Origin of the sequence: Pseudomonas sp. MWU13-2517, from assembly GCF_023242545.1 — a bacterium.
Classification (GTDB): Bacteria; Pseudomonadota; Gammaproteobacteria; order Pseudomonadales; family Pseudomonadaceae; genus Aquipseudomonas.
The window spans coordinates 1-15,546 of the sequence record NZ_JALMFA010000007.1 but is presented as its reverse complement, the minus strand read 5'-3'; the positions used below and the strand labels follow the sequence as shown (position 1 = coordinate 15,546).

Here is a 15,546-nt window from a genome sequence, read left to right as displayed (position 1 = left end):
GAGCTTCCTCCCACTGGAGCGCGAGGCGGTCCCAAAGATGGGACGGCTACGCAGTCCAGCGGGAGCAAGCTCCCTCGCCACAGTGTTTATTCGGGCTTGCGATAGCTGTTGATGATCGCCGAGAAATCCTTGCCACCTTCGCCGCGTTGGCTCATCGATTGATACAACTGCTGGGCCACGGCGCCCAGGATCACAGGTTGCTTCGCCTGGCGCGCGGCTTCGGTGGCCAGGCCCAGATCCTTGAGCATCAGGTCGGCACCAAATCCACCGGTGTAGCCACGGGACGACGGCGCGGTTTCGATCACGCCCGGCCATGGGTTGTAGGTGTCGGAACTCCAGCAGCGTCCGGTGGAGCTATTGATGATTCCCGCCAGCACCTGGGTGTCGATGCCCAACGCATCACCCAGCGCCATGGCTTCGCTGACGCCGACCATGCTGATGCCCAGCAGCAGGTTGTTGCAGATCTTGGCGATCTGGCCGGTGCCGACGTCACCGCAATGCACGATGTTACGACCCATCTGCGCCAGTACCGGTTGCAGGGTGGCGAACAATTGCGGGGTGGCCCCCACCATAAACGTCAGGGTGCCAGCACTGGCGCCACCAGTGCCGCCTGAGACTGGGGCGTCGGCCACGGCTACACCTTGCTTCGACGCCGCAGCCGCTACATCACGGATGGTTTGCGGGTCGATGGTGCTGCAATCCACTGCCGGTACGCCACTGCCGATCCCGGCCAGCACGCCGTCTTCATTCAGCCAAACGCTACGCACATGAGCCGCCGCCGGCAGCATGGTAATAACCAGCTCAGCGCCGTTAGCCGCATCACGCGGTGAATCGCTGATGGTGCCACCCAGTTCGGCCAATTCCTTGAGGACCGTCTGGTTCAGGTCGAACAGGTTCAGCGCGTGGCCGGCCTTGATCAGGTTGCGGGCCATCGGCGCGCCCATGTTGCCCAGGCCGATAAATGCAATCTTCATGGTCGTCTCCCGGAATCAGCGCAGGTTGATGGTGGTGTTGACGCCATCGTTGACCGTGTCATCGTCGAACCAGCGGCTCGTCACGGTTTTGGTCTGGGTGTAGAACTGCACCACTTGCTTGCCGTACGGGCCCAGGTCGCCGAGCTTGGAACCGCGGGAACCGGTGAAGCTGAAGAACGGCACCGGCACCGGGATCGGGATGTTGATACCGACCTGGCCCACGTCGATTTCGCTCTGGAATTTACGCGCGGCCGCACCGCTCTGGGTAAACAGGCCGGTGCCATTGCCGAACGGGTTGGCGTTGACCAGTGCGATCGCTTCATCGAGGGTCGCGACTTCGATCACCACCAGCACCGGGCCGAAAATTTCCTGGGTGTAGATCTGCATATCGGTGGTCACGCCCGAGAACAGGGTCGGGCCAACGAAATTGCCTTGCTCGAAGCCCGGCACTTGGATGTCCCGACCGTCCAGCTCCAGCTTGGCACCTTCTTTCACACCACTTTCGATCAGTTCCAGGATGCGCGCCTTGGCACGCTTGGAAATCACCGGGCCCACATCGGTGCCCGCCTCGCTGCCGGCATTGACCTTGAGCTTTTGCGCCAGCGCCTTGAGATCCGGCAGCCATTGCTTGGACGCCCCTACCAGCACCACCACCGAAGTAGCCATGCAACGCTGGCCCGCCGCACCGAAACCGGCTCCCACCAACGCATTAAGCGTGTGTTCGCGGTTGGCATCCGGCAGCACCACGGCGTGGTTCTTGGCGCCCATCATCGACTGCACGCGCTTGCCGTGTTTGCCCGCCAGGTCGTACACATGAGTGCCCACAGCGGTCGACCCGACGAAGGACACGGCCTTGATGTCTTTATGAGTGCACAGCGCATCCACCACATCTTTACCGCCGTGTACCACGTTGAGCACACCGGCCGGTACACCGGCTTCCAGCGCCAGCTCCACCAGCAGCATGGTCGACAGTGGGTCCTGCTCGGACGGCTTGAGTACGAAAGTGTTACCGCAGGCGATCGCCATCGGGAACATCCACAGTGGGATCATCGCCGGGAAGTTGAAGGGGGTAATCCCCGCACATACGCCGATCGGTTGGCGCAGGGTGTAGGTGTCGACGCCACCGGCGACGTTTTCAGCAAATTCGCCCATCTGCAAAGTGCCGATGGAGCACGCGTGCTCAACCACTTCCAGACCACGGAAAATATCGCCCTCGGCATCGGCAATGGTCTTGCCCTGCTCGGCGCTGAGCACCACGGCGATGCGCTTGGAATGTTCGCGGATCAGTGCTTGCAGCTTGAGCATGATGCGCATGCGTGCGCCGATCGGCGTCAGCTTCCAGGTCTGGAAGGCGCGGTGGGCGGCGTCGATGGCTGCATTGACTTCATCAGCGGTGGCGAACGGGACTTTGGCCAGCACTTGCTGGGTGGCCGGGTTGACGATGTCTTGCCACTGGGTGGTCCTGGACTCGACCCACTCACCATTGATCAGCAATTTGACCTGTTGCACGGAAATATCGGCGGAAGCGTTCATGTGGTCTCCAATCTTGTAGTTATGCAGAGACAAGGCGCGTGAATCGCCTTGGAAATGAGGCGTTCGGACTGTTTTTGGAGTATAGATGTGCAAATCTCTAATAAGAACGCACATAAAAGCCGGACCAACATGCAAAAAAACATCACCTCGCTGGGCTCCCTGAACTGGGATGACCTGAAGTTTTTCCTCGAAGTGGCCCGCACCCGCAAAGCCAGCGTGGCCGCCAAGCGCCTGGCGGTGGACTACACCACGGTGTCGCGGCGCATCAGTTCACTGGAAGTGTCGCTCGGTACCCTGCTGTTCGAAAAATCCCGGACCAACGGTTTCGTGCTCACCACCGAAGGCCAGCGTTTGCTGGGCTACGCGGAGTCCATCGAAAGCACCCTGCACATGGCTTGCGAGCAGGTATCCGGCTCCGGCGTGGCGCTGTCCGGGCATGTACGCATGGGTTGCACCGAAGGTTTCGGCAGCTTCTTCGTCACCCCGCAGTTGAGCCACTTCGTCGATACCTACCCGGCGATCTCGGTGGATATCCTGCCGCTGCCTCACTTCATCAGCCTGTCCAAACGTGAAGCCGATATCGTCATCGCCCTGGAGCGCCCGGAACACGGCCCGTATGTGTGCTGCAAACTGTGCGATTACAAACTGCAGCTGTACGCAACCCAGGAATACCTCGACCAACACCCGCCGATCAGCAAACCCACGGATCTGGCTGAGCATCCGTTTATCAGCTATGTGGATGACCTGGCGTTCAGCTCGGAGCTGTTATACCTGGCCAACGTGGTGCCCGGTGCCAGCGCCAGTTTGCGCAGCACCAGCGTGATTGCGCAGTACGTGGCGGCACAGCAAGGGCGGTCAATGGCGATATTGCCGTGCTTTCTGGCAGCGCAGGACCCGCGATTGCTGCCGGTGTTGGGGGACCAGATTGCGATTACGCGACAGTTCTGGATGTACTGCCGGGAGGATCTGAGGAAGTTGAAACGGATTACCTTGTTGTGGGACTACATCAGGGAGGTGACGGAGCAGAATCAGGGGTTGTTGATGGGGGAGACGCGGGAGATAACGTTCGCGGATTAAAGGGGGCCATTTATCTAAGCTCACCCATTTCAACCAGGCTCAGCGATTGCGAAAAAGCGACGCCTCACGAGCCTGGCCATCACCATTCGACGCCGGGCCGTCAGGCGAACACAGCCTCAAGCATGCTGCGATTCAAATGTGAGAGGGGCTTGCTCCCGATTACGGTGGATCAACTACAAATTGATCCACTGCCATCGAGGCAAGCCCCTTCTCCACATTGTTCGCATGTCAGATTGAAACGGGTGAAGACGCTCAGTCCGCGATCACCACAATCGACACCCGCCGATTCTCGGTACGTCCCGCTACCGTGTCGTTCGGCGCTACCGGCTCGCTGCTGCCCAGGCCGCGCAGCTGGATATTTTCTTCCTTCATACCTACGCCCGTCAGCACTTTGCCCACGCTTTTGGCGCGGCGCAGGGACAGCTGCTGGTTGTAAGGTTCCTTGCCCGAGGCGTCGGTGTGACCGTCCACGCGTACACGGTTGATTCCCGCGCCCACCAGGGCCTTACCGATGCGTTCGACGATGTCGGTACTGGCCTTGTTGAGGCTTTCGACGTCGCTGCCGAACAGCACTTTGCCCGACAGGCCGAACGCCCAGCCTTCGTCCGTCAGCTCAAAACCCTGCTGTTTAAGCACAGCGATTTGTGCCGGGCTCAGGCCTTTGGGTGGCGCCGTCTGGCAGCCGCCGAGGGCTAAAAAGGCCACCAGCAAAGTGATAAACAGAATGCGCGCATTAGAGAACAAGGGATCAACTCCTGTGTTGAACGTTGACGACGGGGCTCTCCGGCTCCGCCGCTTGCTGGCCGCCCGAAGACAAACGTTTGGCCTGGTACATCGCCGCGTCGGCGGCATTGAGCAAGGTGCCCGGAGTGGCCCCATGCTCGGGATAAATGGCAATGCCGATACTGAGGGAAGTCACCACCTGGGTATCGCCCGGCAGCGGGATCGGTACGTCCATGCTGGCGGTGATCTTGTCGGCAATGCGCTGGGCGTCTTCGGCCTTATGCAAGGGTGCCAGCAAGATCGCGAACTCATCGCCGCCCAGGCGCGCCACCAAGTCATCCTCGCGTAATTGCGCGCGCACACGCTCGGCGACGGCCACGAGCACGGCATCGCCGGCGGCATGGCCGAAGTTGTCGTTGATGTCTTTGAAGCGGTCACTGTCGAGAAACAACACCGCTACACGCTCATTGACCTTGGCAGCGCTGCGTAGGGCACGGATAAGGCGGCCTTCGAAGAAAGCGCGGTTGGGCAGGCCGGTCAGGCTGTCATGGCTGGCCTGGTGGGCGAGGGTTTCGTTTTCGCTTTGCAGGTGGTTCTGCCACGCTTCCATCTCGCCGAGCAGGGCGTTGAAGTCGGCGCCCAGGCTGTCCAGCTCGGCGATCTGCGCCGGTGGCACACGGCGGTCGAAATCGCGCTCGCTGCGGGCGGCGTGGGCCACGGCGGCAAGGCTTTGCAGTGGTTGGGTGATGCCCTGCAAGAGGCGTCGCGCCAAGTAGAGCGCCACCCAGGCGCTGAGGGCGGTACAAATCAGAATGCCGGCCAGGCCACTGAGCAAAAAGCGCAGCAGGCTGCCGCCGTGGCCGACCACATGAATGCTGCCGACGGTTCGCCCCTGGTGCAGGACCGGCTGGCTGATAGGTTGTTCGAGCAGGGTGTGCGCCAGTACCAGTTCAATCTGCGACAGCATGCCTGTTTCCGGGCGTACCCATTGCGCCAATAAATTGCCATTGGCATCGAAGACTTCAGCCTGGGCCACCTCTTCGGTGGAAGCGATCAGGCTGAGGGCTTCGGTGGCGGCGGCACTGTCGTTGAACACCACCGCCGCTTCCACGGTGTAGTTGATGGAACGGGCGATCAGGTGCAGGTTGTGCTCGGCGTACACCCGCAGTGCCAGCACCCCGAGCAGGGTCAGGGACACACTGGCCAGGGTCACCGCCACCAACGCCAGGATCAGGTGCCCACGGCCGATGACGGAACGCAGCGTTGGTCGCGCTTTAACAGAGGTCATGACGCAGGTGCTCGGCGCCGGGACAACTGCAACACGCTGGGATGAATGCGCACGCCGCTGCGTGCGACGGAGTCCAGGTTGACCTCGAACGACACCTGCTCATCGCCTACACGCAGACAGAACAGGCTGCCCACGGTGCATTGGTCACCGCCTTCACTGATGCTGAGCACCGGGTGACCAATCAATGAGGTAAACAGCCGAGTGCGCTCATCGACGCTGAGTTTGCCGATGTACACGGCGTCGCATGCGCTGACGATATCGGGATGATCGGCCAGCAGGCGTCGCACCACCACCGGACGACCGGTGGCCTGGGTGGTGCCTTTTATCAGGTCGTCGGTGTACTGGGTGGGGCCGACGATGCATAACCGCAGTTGCGCAGGCTCCGTCGGCCAGCGCGCATAACTGAGGATGCCGAGTACCACTTGGGTGACTGCCTGGGCGCGGTTATCTGCCGGGCTGGGCGGTTGGGCAAATACAGACGGCGCGAGCAGGCACAGCACCGCCACCAGTAACATGCGTCTCCAGCTCGAACTGCGCGCTGTGGACCGTACAGCCACGTTCATGCAGCGATTCTCTCAGGTATTTTCAAGGCGATGCCGCAACGATAGCACAGCGGCGAACATCCCTACGAAGCAAGACCTACGCGGGGTTCGCTATTTTTCCAGAAAAATCCCGCCGTTCAATCGGAAATATTTCATGACTCGATAGTCAGTTTATTCAGCCCCTGCGTCCAACTCCAGCATCAGCCCGCTCAAGCGCTTGACCTTACGTCGCACCGCCTCTTCAAACACACCGCCACGGGGCTCGATCAGGCTGAACCAACGCTTGGCACGGGTGATGCCGGTGTAGATCAATTCCTTGGTCAGCACCGGGTTCAGCGTATCCGGCAGGATCAGCGCGGTGTGAGTGAATTCCGAACCCTGGGATTTATGCACAGTCATGGCGTACACGGTTTCCACATCATTCAGACGGCTGGGCAGTACAAAACGCACACCGCCCTGGCCATCGTTACGTGGGAAGGCCACGCGCAATACCTGTGGGCCGCCGTCGCTTTCAGGCAGTTTGAGGGCGATGCCGATATCGCCGTTCATCAAGCCCAGGCCGTAATCGTTGCGGGTCATCAGCACCGGACGACCTTCGTACCATGGGTCGTCACCTTCGATCAGTCGCACTTTGCGCAACGCGGCGGTGATGCGCAGGTTCAGTCCTTCCACGCCCCATGGGCCTTTGCGCACTGCACAGAGCAGTTGGAAGGCGTCGAAGGCTTGCAGCAGTTGTTGCGCCCAATGGGTCCAGGCGGCGGATTCGCGTGGGGTGTCCAGGGCCGGCCGCGCGCTGCGCAACAGGTTGAGGTAATAGCGATAACCATGGGCCTCATCGCCCTGCCCGTCCAGCACCAGGCGCTCCAAGGCGTGGTCGTGCTCGCCCTTGAGGCTGAGGCAGAACAGGTCATCGTGACTGCGCGCGGCCAACAGTTTGCGCGCTTCTTCGGCATTCTGCTGGTTGACCCAACGCGCCAGTTGGCCGATACCGCTGCCCTCACCAAACCGCCGCGAATAGCGCAGCATGACCACTTGCTGGGCCAACGGATGGCTGCCATCGACGTCTTCCAACAGGCCACTGGCGCCAAGGTCTTCGCCACTGACGGCTTGCAGCCATTGGCGGGTATCGGGGCTGTACCAGCCCGCTTCGGCGTCACGGCACAGATCACCGAGTACAGCGCCTGCCTCCACCGAAGCCAGCTGATCCTTGTCACCCAGCAAGACCAACCGGGCATGAGGCGCCAAGGCGTCCAGCAGGTTGGCCATCATTTCCAGGTCGATCATCGAGGCTTCGTCCACCACCAACACATCCAGCGGCAGCGGGTTGCCAAGGTGATGACGGAAGTGCCGGGTGCCCGGGCGACTGCCCAGCAGGCGGTGAACGGTGGTCACCTGGGTCGGGATTTTTTCCCGCACGCTGCTCGGCACATTCAGCGACAGTACCTGTTGGCTGATGGATTCGGTCAGGCGCGCAGCCGCTTTACCGGTAGGCGCAGCCAGGCGGATGCGCAGCGGGTTGCCGGTCTCGACGGCCGGTGCCTGCAACAGCGCGAGCAGACGCACCACGGTAGTGGTCTTGCCGGTGCCCGGGCCGCCGGTGACGATGCTGAAGGCTCCGCGAGTGGCCAGGGCGCAGGCGAGTTTTTGCCAGTCGATCACGCCGTCCGGTGGGGGTTGGTCAAACAAGCGATCCAGGCGTTGCGGCAAATCGGCGGCGATGCTTTCCTCAGTTGCCAGCCGCAGGCGCAGCGCCGTGTCGATGCGCCGCTCGTAGACCCAGTAGCGCCGCAGGTACAGGCGCGTGCCGGACAGGACCAACGGACGACTATGGGCAGCCTCACTGCCATCAACCGCCAATGCAACCAAATGGCTGGCAGCCAGTGCATGGCACCAGTGAGCGCCGTCAAGGCCGTCCAGCAATTGCGACGGCAGCAGCATGGCGCCGGTTTGCACGTCGCCCTCGGGCGGTAATGACAGGGCAAAGTCGGGCGCCTTGAGGGTTTCGAACAGGTCGAGGCACACGTGACCATGGCCCAGTTGGTGACTCGTCAGCGCCGCCGCCAGCAATACCAGAGGGTCGGCCTGTGGGTCGAGCTCGTGCAGGAAGCCGACAAACGCTTTGTCCAAGGCGCGCAACCAACCGCGCTCCACCCAGCGCTCCAAAAGTTGCACCAGGTCGCTGGCGCGGTTGAGGGGCATCAGTTCCTCAAGCGGTAGCGGTGACAGGCTCATAGCAGAACTCCTTGTTCCCAGGCAGGCTCAACCTTGGGCGGGATGGGCTTGCCCTGGAACAACAGGTCCAGGCCTTCGATCAGTTCCCGTGGCGGCCGGGTGAAATACGCGCCTTTGCTTGCAGACTGAGTGCCGCGCAGGAACACATACAGCGCACCGCCGATGTGACGGTCATAGTCGTAATCCGGTAGCCGGGCCTTCAACTGGCGGTGCAGGGCAAGCAGGTAAAGTACGTATTGCAGGTCGTACCGATGCTCCAGGATCGACTGTTCCATGGCCTCAAAGGTGTAGGACGAGTCGTCGGGGCCAAGCCAATTGGATTTGTAATCCGCCACGTAATAACGGCCGGCGTGCTCAAACGTCAGGTCGATAAACCCTTTGAACATACCATTGAGCAATACCGGTTCGGCGGCCACGCGAGAGGCGCCGTTGTGGGTGAACTGGCACACCAGCTTGTCGAGGGCGAGCACGTCAACCTTGTGGCTGGCGAACCAGAACTCCATTTCGATCTGGTAGTGCTGCAGGCTGCTGAGCGTGACCAGATCGTTATCCACCGCAAGCGGTGTCTGCAGTAGCTGGCCCAGCCAGCCGCTGAGGGTGACTATCCAGCCCTCCCAGTTACGCCGGTTACAGCGCGCGCCCACAGCTTTTTCAATAGCCTCGGGGGTCACATTGAAGCCCTCCTCCCCCGCCCATTCCAACAGGCCGTGGAGGAAAGTCCCAGGGTTCGGGCCGCGTGGAAAACGGTGGATGTCGCCGCCAGACGCCGCGACTTCACGCGGTGCGTCGGGGTCGAGGCGTTCGTCGTCAAACAGTTTCTGGGCTTGTGGGCTTTCCGGTGCTTCAAGGTTGACGGCGCTCATGCTGTCGCCAATTCTTAAAGCGCTGTAGGAAGCGATCCACCAGTTTTCGGCAGCCTTGCGCTTTGGCAGCAACGGCGCGAGCAAGGTGGCTTCGTTGCGTGGCGGGTGGAACATGTTGGCTTGCGCTTCGGGCACGTGGCCGTAGTGGATGGCGGCGCAGCCGGCCTGCACGTCCAGCAGCCAGCGCGCCAGCGCGGTGGATTCGCCCAGGGAAGCCCCTGCGCCGAGCAGATAGCCCAACGCGGCCAGGTGCATCACCGAGCTGCTGTTGTTACCGCGCTTGAGGTCGGCGATACCGAGCCAGCAAGCGTGTTTAGCACGAGTCAGGGCGACGTATAACAAGCGCAGGTCTTCGGCCAGGCGTTCGTCGTCGGCCTGGGCGATCAACTCGGCGGTCGGCCGCAGGCTTACCTGGGCTTTGCCACTTTCATCGTGATAATGCAGCGGCAAACGGCTGCCATCCACCGGTTTGGCCGAACAGATAAAGGGCAGAAATACCAAGTCGTATTCCAGCCCTTTGGACTTGTGGATGGTCACGACCTTGACCAGTTGCTCATCGCTTTCCAGGCGCAGGATCTGCTCTTCGCCAGCCTGGCCGGATAGCGCCAGGTGTTCGGCCAGATGGCGGATCAGCGCCTGTTCACCGTCCAACTCCGACGCAGCCTGTTGCAGCAACTCGCTGAGGTGCAGCAGGTTGGTCAGCACACGCTCACCATCGCTACGAGCGATCAGGGTTTGCGGCAGTTTGAAATCATGGAGCAGGCGTCGCAGCATCGGCAACACGCCTTGGGTACGCCAGATCGCGCGGTAGCCGCGGAATTGCATGACGCGGGTTTCCCACGCCAGTTCGTCCTGGTTCAGACGTTCAAGTTCATGCAGCGACAGGTTCAGGGTGACGCAGGCCAATGCCGCCCGCAGCGGACGCTCGACGTCAGGTTCGGCACATGCCTTGAGCCAGGCCAGCAGGTCGTGGGCCTCCTGGGCGGCGAAGACCGAGTCTTTGTCCGACAGATACACGCTGCGCACGCCACGGGCAGCCAATTCGGCGCGTACGGCTTGGGCTTCCTTGCCGTCGCGTACCAAGATGGCGATGTCTGACGGGAGCACGCCGTTGAAGCTGCCGTCCGGTTGCAGGAAGCCTGCGCTGCCTTGTTGCCCGCCATTGAGCAACGCAACGATATGCGTGGCACAGGCGGCCGCCAGTTGCTGACGATACACCGCGTTGGAAATTGGCTGATCGGTGGGCAGGTGCCAAAGGTTCATCGCCGGCAGTGTCTGCCCATCGATTTGCAATTGCTCCTTGCGGCCTTGTGACAACACCGAGTGGAACGGCACCGGGTTGTCGCCATTCGGCTCGCGGAACAGGAATGCGCCACGGCCGATTTCCGCACGTTGGAACACGTGGTTCACCGCCTCGACCATCGCGTGGCTGGAGCGGAAGTTGGTGCCCAGGGTGTGGTGGCGGCCGGTGGTGGACTGGCGGGCACGCAGATAGGTGTAGATATCGGCGCCGCGGAACGCGTAGATCGCCTGTTTGGGGTCGCCGATCAGGAACAGGCCACTGTCGAGATGGTTTTCTTCGATACGGTAGATGCTGTCGAAGATGCTGTATTGCACCGGGTCGGTGTCCTGGAACTCATCGATCAGAGCCACCGGGAACTGCTCGCGGATCACGCTGGCCAGGCGCTCGCCGCCTTCGGCGTGCAGGGCGGCGTTGAGGCGGATCAACATGTCGTCGAACCCCATTTCGGCACGTCGGCGCTTCTCATCTTCGAAGCGTTTGCCTACCCAGCCGGCCGCGTGTTGCAACACGGCAGCATCAGGGGTTGGCAGCGCGTCGAGGGCGGCCTTGAGACCGGCCATCGCGTCAATGCCTGGGTGGCGCGGTGGCTCGCCCTTCCAGGCTTCGGCCATATTTTCGGGTGTGAGGCGCGTGAAGCCGGTGCCGATGTCGAGTTGTTCGAGGGTTTCGTCCGCGGCCCAGGCACTGATTTTTTCAAACCAGGGCTCGAAGTAGCGGGCTTGCATCTTGCGGCCATCGACGGCTTTGTCAGCCACGGCTTGCAAGCAGATATCGCGAAGCTCGGCAGCCCATTGTTGCCAGGGCGATTTGAGCTGTATCAGCGCTTCGCGGCGTTCTTGCAGGCAGGCGTTGATCAGCTCAGCCGGCTCGCGGGTTTCGTCCGTCGGCCGTTCGCTGCCGAACAGCGCGCGTACCCGTGGCATCAGTGCCGCCGGGCCTCCCCAGTGGTTGCGCACCCAGTTGAGTGCGTCACCGTGCATCGGGTAGCAGAACAACCGCCAGTAATCGCGCAGCACTTCGCCAAGCAGGTCGCTGTGGTCGGTTTCCAGGGTCTGGGTGAACAGGCTGCCGCTGTCGAAGGCGTGCTCGCGCAGCATACGCTGGCACCAACTGTGGATAGTCGAGACGGCAGCTTCGTCCATCCATTGCGCAGCAATATCCAGGCGATTGGCGCAGGCGGGCCACTGCTCGGGCAGATATTGGTCGCGCAGGTCGGCGATCAGCGCATCCGGTTGCTCGATTTCATCGCGAAAGAAGCGCGCAGCTTCGGCCAGGCGAATGCGGATACGTTCGCGCAGCTCTTTGGTCGCGGCGTCGGTGAACGTCACGACGAGGATTTGCGGTGGCAACAGTTCACGGCCGAAGCCGGACTCTTCGTCGCCGTGGCCGAGTACCAGGCGCAGGTACAGGGCGGAAATGGTGAAGGTCTTGCCGGTGCCGGCACTGGCTTCGATCAGTTGGCTACCTTTGAGCGGGAAGGCCAGGGCCAAGGGTTTGCTGCTCATGCGCCGGCCTCCGAACTGGTCAGCGATCGCCATGGGGCGTTGATCAGTGGGCGGTACAGGGTTTCGCACCAACCTTCGAATTCTTCGCTGGCGATAAGCGTTGCGTAATCGGGAAATTGCCGGGTGAGCGCCGGGGTTTCGCGGCGCTCACCGTCGTGGGTCACACCGTCGCCTTCGTAGGCTTTGCTTGCAGCCGCTTGGGCCTTGGCGGGATCGGTCTGGCCGAGCCAGGCGAACGCGGTTTTAACGGCCACCGGGAGCGGTTTTCGCATGCCGGTGTGCCAGGCCAGCAGCAGGTTGCCGAGGATTTCCCGAGCTGCCGATTGATCCAGCGGGGCAAGTAGCAAGGTGTCGTCGCTTGCCACCAGACCTGTACTGAGTGAAAGACCGCAGGCGCAGGCCACCACATGATTGACCCACGGGCGAATCAGGCGATGCCACTTGCGCGTTTTGATCGAACCGATGCTGTTGGGGATCGTGGTGACGCTTAACAGTCCACCATCGCTGCGTCGGTGCAGGCCGCTGATCCAGCCCTCCAATTGAATGCCCTGGTGCTCAAAGCTGACCGGCTCTGCCCCCGTGTGCGGCGTGGGCCAGAGAGCCAGCAGTTGCTGATGGCGTTGCAGCAGGCCGGGTAACGGCTCGATCAATTCGTTACGCAGGCACTCGCCGAAACCGACCATGGGCAGCATGCCACTACCTTGCAAGCGCTGGGCTTGGGCATTGAGGGCTTGGTCCACATGATCGGGTCGAACCAGTGCGGCGTTGAGCAGGCTGTCGCTGAGGTTGTAGCGTTGCAGTGCGTCGAGGACGAAAGGTTCTTCATCGGCCAACGGCACTTCGGCGGCTTCAAAGAACACTTTCAGACGTTGGCTGAAGAAATGTTTGACCGGGTTGCGCAGGAAGTCCTGCAACTGGCCGAGGCTCAGGGGCTCTTCTTGTTGGTGCGCAGCCAGTTCGTATTCTTGTGCCACGGCGTCAGGCGTTTCGTGCAGTAACTGCCATTCGCGGGCATAGCTGAACAGCGCGTCGCCTTCATGAAAGTAGCGGGCGCTGAAGGGTTGGAGCGGGTGCTCCTGGGTCATCGCTTCGATAAGTGGTGTTTGTGGCTGTGCGTTATGCCAACCACTGGCGAGGTGGTCACGCAATTGGCCGATCAGTACCGAGGCCGGGCGGTCGCTGTTGTCACGGATGCTGCGGCCCACCCAACTGATGTAGAGCTGGTCGCGGGCTGACAGCAGCGCTTCGAGCAGCAGGTAACGATCATCTTCACGACGTGAACGGTCACCGGGACGGTAGTCGCTGCCCATCAGGTCGAAGTCCAGCGGCGGTTGGGCGCGTGGGTAATCGCCATCGTTCATGCCGAGCAGGCAGACGAGCTTGAACGGGATCGCACGCATGGGCATCAGCGTGCAGAAATTGACAGCGCCGGCGAGAAAGCGCTGGGACAGACGACCTTGGTCAAGGCCGGCCAACCAGGCTTCACGGACGACGGTGAGGGGCAACTCATCATGTAGACCGACGGACTCGCAGGTCTCCAGCCAGGTCTCCCTGAGTTGCTCAAGTTGGCTCAATAAGTAGTCATCGTGTTCGCTGCTGGCCAGGAAGAAGCGCTGCATCAGGCGTTGCAGGCGTTCGCCCCATTCTTGGGGAGCGGCAGGTTGTGAGAGCGCGTGATGCGCATCACTCAGTGCGTCAAGCAAGGCAACCAGCGGGCCAATCAGGGCGGCGTCCAGGCCTCCGATCTCATCATAGGGCTCGATGCCGTCGCAGGCCGCCCCAGTGCCGACCGCGTACCCCAGCAACATGCGGCGCAGGCCAAATCGCCAACTGTTTTGCTCCAACTCGTTTGGCAGACCGAGGCCGGCACGCTGCTCGGCGTTGAGCCCCCAGCGGACACCGGCGCCTTCGATCCAACGGTGCAGCGTCGGCAGGTCGCGCTCCTTGATCGCGAAACGTTCGCGCAAGGCGGGAACGTCGAGCAAGTCGAGGATTTCGCTGACGGGGAAGCGGCTGTCGGGGAGTTTCAGCAGGTGCTCGACGGCGATCAACAAAGGATCGCGACCCCGTTGGCCCTGGTCGGTGAGTGTGAAGGGGATGAAGCGTGGGTCATTTCGTTCAAGCTGTCCGAATACCGCGCGAATGTGCGGCGCGTAGCTGTCAACGTCGGGGACCATGACGATGATATCGCGGGGGCGCAGCGTGGGGTCGGCACTGAAGCGTTGCAGCAGTTGGTCGTGGAGGATCTCCACTTCGCGCTGGGCGCTGTGGGCGATGTGGAAGCGGATTGACGTATCGTGCTCCAGGTCGACAGCAGGCCACAGCTCGCGTGTTTCATTGAGCGGGCGCAGTTCGAGAATGTCGTCCTGCAGTTGATTAAGCAAGGTGCAGGGTTCACTTTCACTGAACAGGTCGATGCGACCGTCGCGGAATGCCGCGCGGTAGCTGTTGGGGTCGTCGTAGCTGTCCAGCAGGCTGATGTAGTCACGGCCCTGTTTGCCCCAGGCGGCGAGCAGCGGGTGTGCGTGTTGATGCAGGCTTTGCGGATCGATCGTGACCGGCATGCCGGCTTTGCGCGCCTGGCGTTTGTATTCGTTACGCAGCAGGTCTTTGTCAGCGACGATGTCGGACCAATGGTGACGGCACGGGTTGTGAACGCACAGCAACACCTGGCTGAAGCGTGCTAGACCTGCGAGTGCTTCCAGTGCCTGGGCGGGCAGCGATGAAATCCCGAAAACAATCACCCGGGACGGTAGACCTTTAGGAGCCGTCTCCAGCGTATTGATGCGCTCGATGAAACGCTGGTGAACGCCTGCACGGCTTTCGGCCATGCCCTCCTCACCCACATCCAGCAACAACGCACGCCATAATTCGGCTTGCCAGCAATTGGCGGGATTCAGCTGCTTGGATTCGCCTCGTCCGTTGCGCAGTTGATGCCGGCCGGCAGCCCAGTCTTCCAGCCAGTCGGCGCGGTAGACCTGGTATTGGTCGAACAGATCGGCCAGGCGCTCGGCGAGTTGGTAGCGTTTGCGCAAATCCGTGTCGTGGGTAAGGAAGCGCTGTAGCGGCTCGAAATGCGGCTGATCGATGAGTTCTGGTAAGAGCCGCATGAGGCGCCAGGTCAGCGGGGCTTTATCGAGTAGGGACTTAGGCGGGATCTCGTCACGGCCCAGGACCATACGGTAAAGCTGCCACATAAAGCTGCCGGGAAGCTGTACATCGATTGCGGCGGCGATACCGCAGCCGCCCATGTCGTCATCTTCCGGATCTTCAGCCAGGGCCAACTTGAGCCACTGGGCGATGCCGTTGCTTTGTACCAGAGCGATCTCGTTTTCCAGGGGCGCCAGAGGATAGCGGCGCATCCAACTGACCACCAGGCTGCGCAGTTCATCCAGGCGATTGCCGTGAACCACCATGAATCCAGCGCTGAGGGACGTCGCTTGCGGCATAACGGCTTCCTTGGAAAAAGCAAAATCAAGGCGTGGACTTTAGCATTGAAGGTGTCT

9 protein-coding genes are annotated in these 15,546 nt (G+C 61.6%); 1 reads left to right on the top strand and 8 read right to left on the bottom strand.

Annotated features, from left to right (window positions below; genetic code table 11):
- Positions 1-86 precede the first annotated feature (86 nt).
- Complete coding sequence (gene mmsB, locus M5B97_RS11540; RefSeq protein ID WP_248731530.1) at positions 87-974, bottom strand: 3-hydroxyisobutyrate dehydrogenase; 888 nt, start codon at positions 972-974, stop codon at positions 87-89.
- Between the two features lie 15 nt (positions 975-989).
- Complete coding sequence (locus tag M5B97_RS11535) at positions 990-2,507, bottom strand: CoA-acylating methylmalonate-semialdehyde dehydrogenase (protein WP_248731529.1); 1,518 nt, start codon at positions 2,505-2,507, stop codon at positions 990-992.
- Positions 2,508-2,636: 129 nt separating this feature from the next.
- On the opposite strand from M5B97_RS11535, the gene M5B97_RS11530 reads away from it, so the two are divergent.
- Positions 2,637-3,584, top strand: coding sequence for a LysR family transcriptional regulator (locus M5B97_RS11530; protein WP_248731528.1), 948 nt, complete (start codon positions 2,637-2,639; stop codon positions 3,582-3,584).
- 252 nt (positions 3,585-3,836) lie between these two features.
- Here the strand turns inward: M5B97_RS11530 and M5B97_RS11525 are convergent, their stop codons facing one another.
- The 6 genes from M5B97_RS11525 to recC form a co-directional block, all read right to left on the bottom strand.
- Entirely contained in the window at positions 3,837-4,328 is a 492-nt protein-coding gene (locus M5B97_RS11525) for an OmpA family protein (RefSeq protein WP_134660261.1), read from the bottom strand.
- Positions 4,329-4,332: 4 nt separating this feature from the next.
- Positions 4,333-5,595, bottom strand: coding sequence for a diguanylate cyclase (locus M5B97_RS11520; protein WP_248731527.1), 1,263 nt, complete (start codon positions 5,593-5,595; stop codon positions 4,333-4,335).
- Positions 5,592-6,158 carry a YfiR family protein gene (locus M5B97_RS11515; protein WP_248731526.1) on the bottom strand — a complete coding sequence of 189 codons (567 nt, stop codon included), beginning with the start codon at positions 6,156-6,158 and terminating at the stop codon, positions 5,592-5,594. The genes M5B97_RS11520 and M5B97_RS11515 overlap by 4 nt, the downstream gene beginning before the upstream one ends.
- 150 nt (positions 6,159-6,308) lie before the next feature.
- On the bottom strand, positions 6,309-8,369 hold the full coding sequence (gene recD, locus M5B97_RS11510) for an exodeoxyribonuclease V subunit alpha (protein WP_248731525.1): 2,061 nt from the start codon (positions 8,367-8,369) through the stop codon (positions 6,309-6,311).
- Positions 8,366-12,040: an exodeoxyribonuclease V subunit beta gene (gene recB / locus M5B97_RS11505; RefSeq protein ID WP_248731524.1), complete on the bottom strand. Its 3,675-nt coding sequence runs from the start codon at positions 12,038-12,040 to the stop codon at positions 8,366-8,368. The genes recD and recB overlap by 4 nt, the downstream gene beginning before the upstream one ends.
- A complete protein-coding gene (gene recC, locus M5B97_RS11500; RefSeq protein WP_248731523.1) occupies positions 12,037-15,489 on the bottom strand; it encodes an exodeoxyribonuclease V subunit gamma in 3,453 nt (1,150 codons plus the stop codon). Before recC ends, recB begins: the two co-directional genes overlap by 4 nt.
- Positions 15,490-15,546 lie beyond the last annotated feature (57 nt).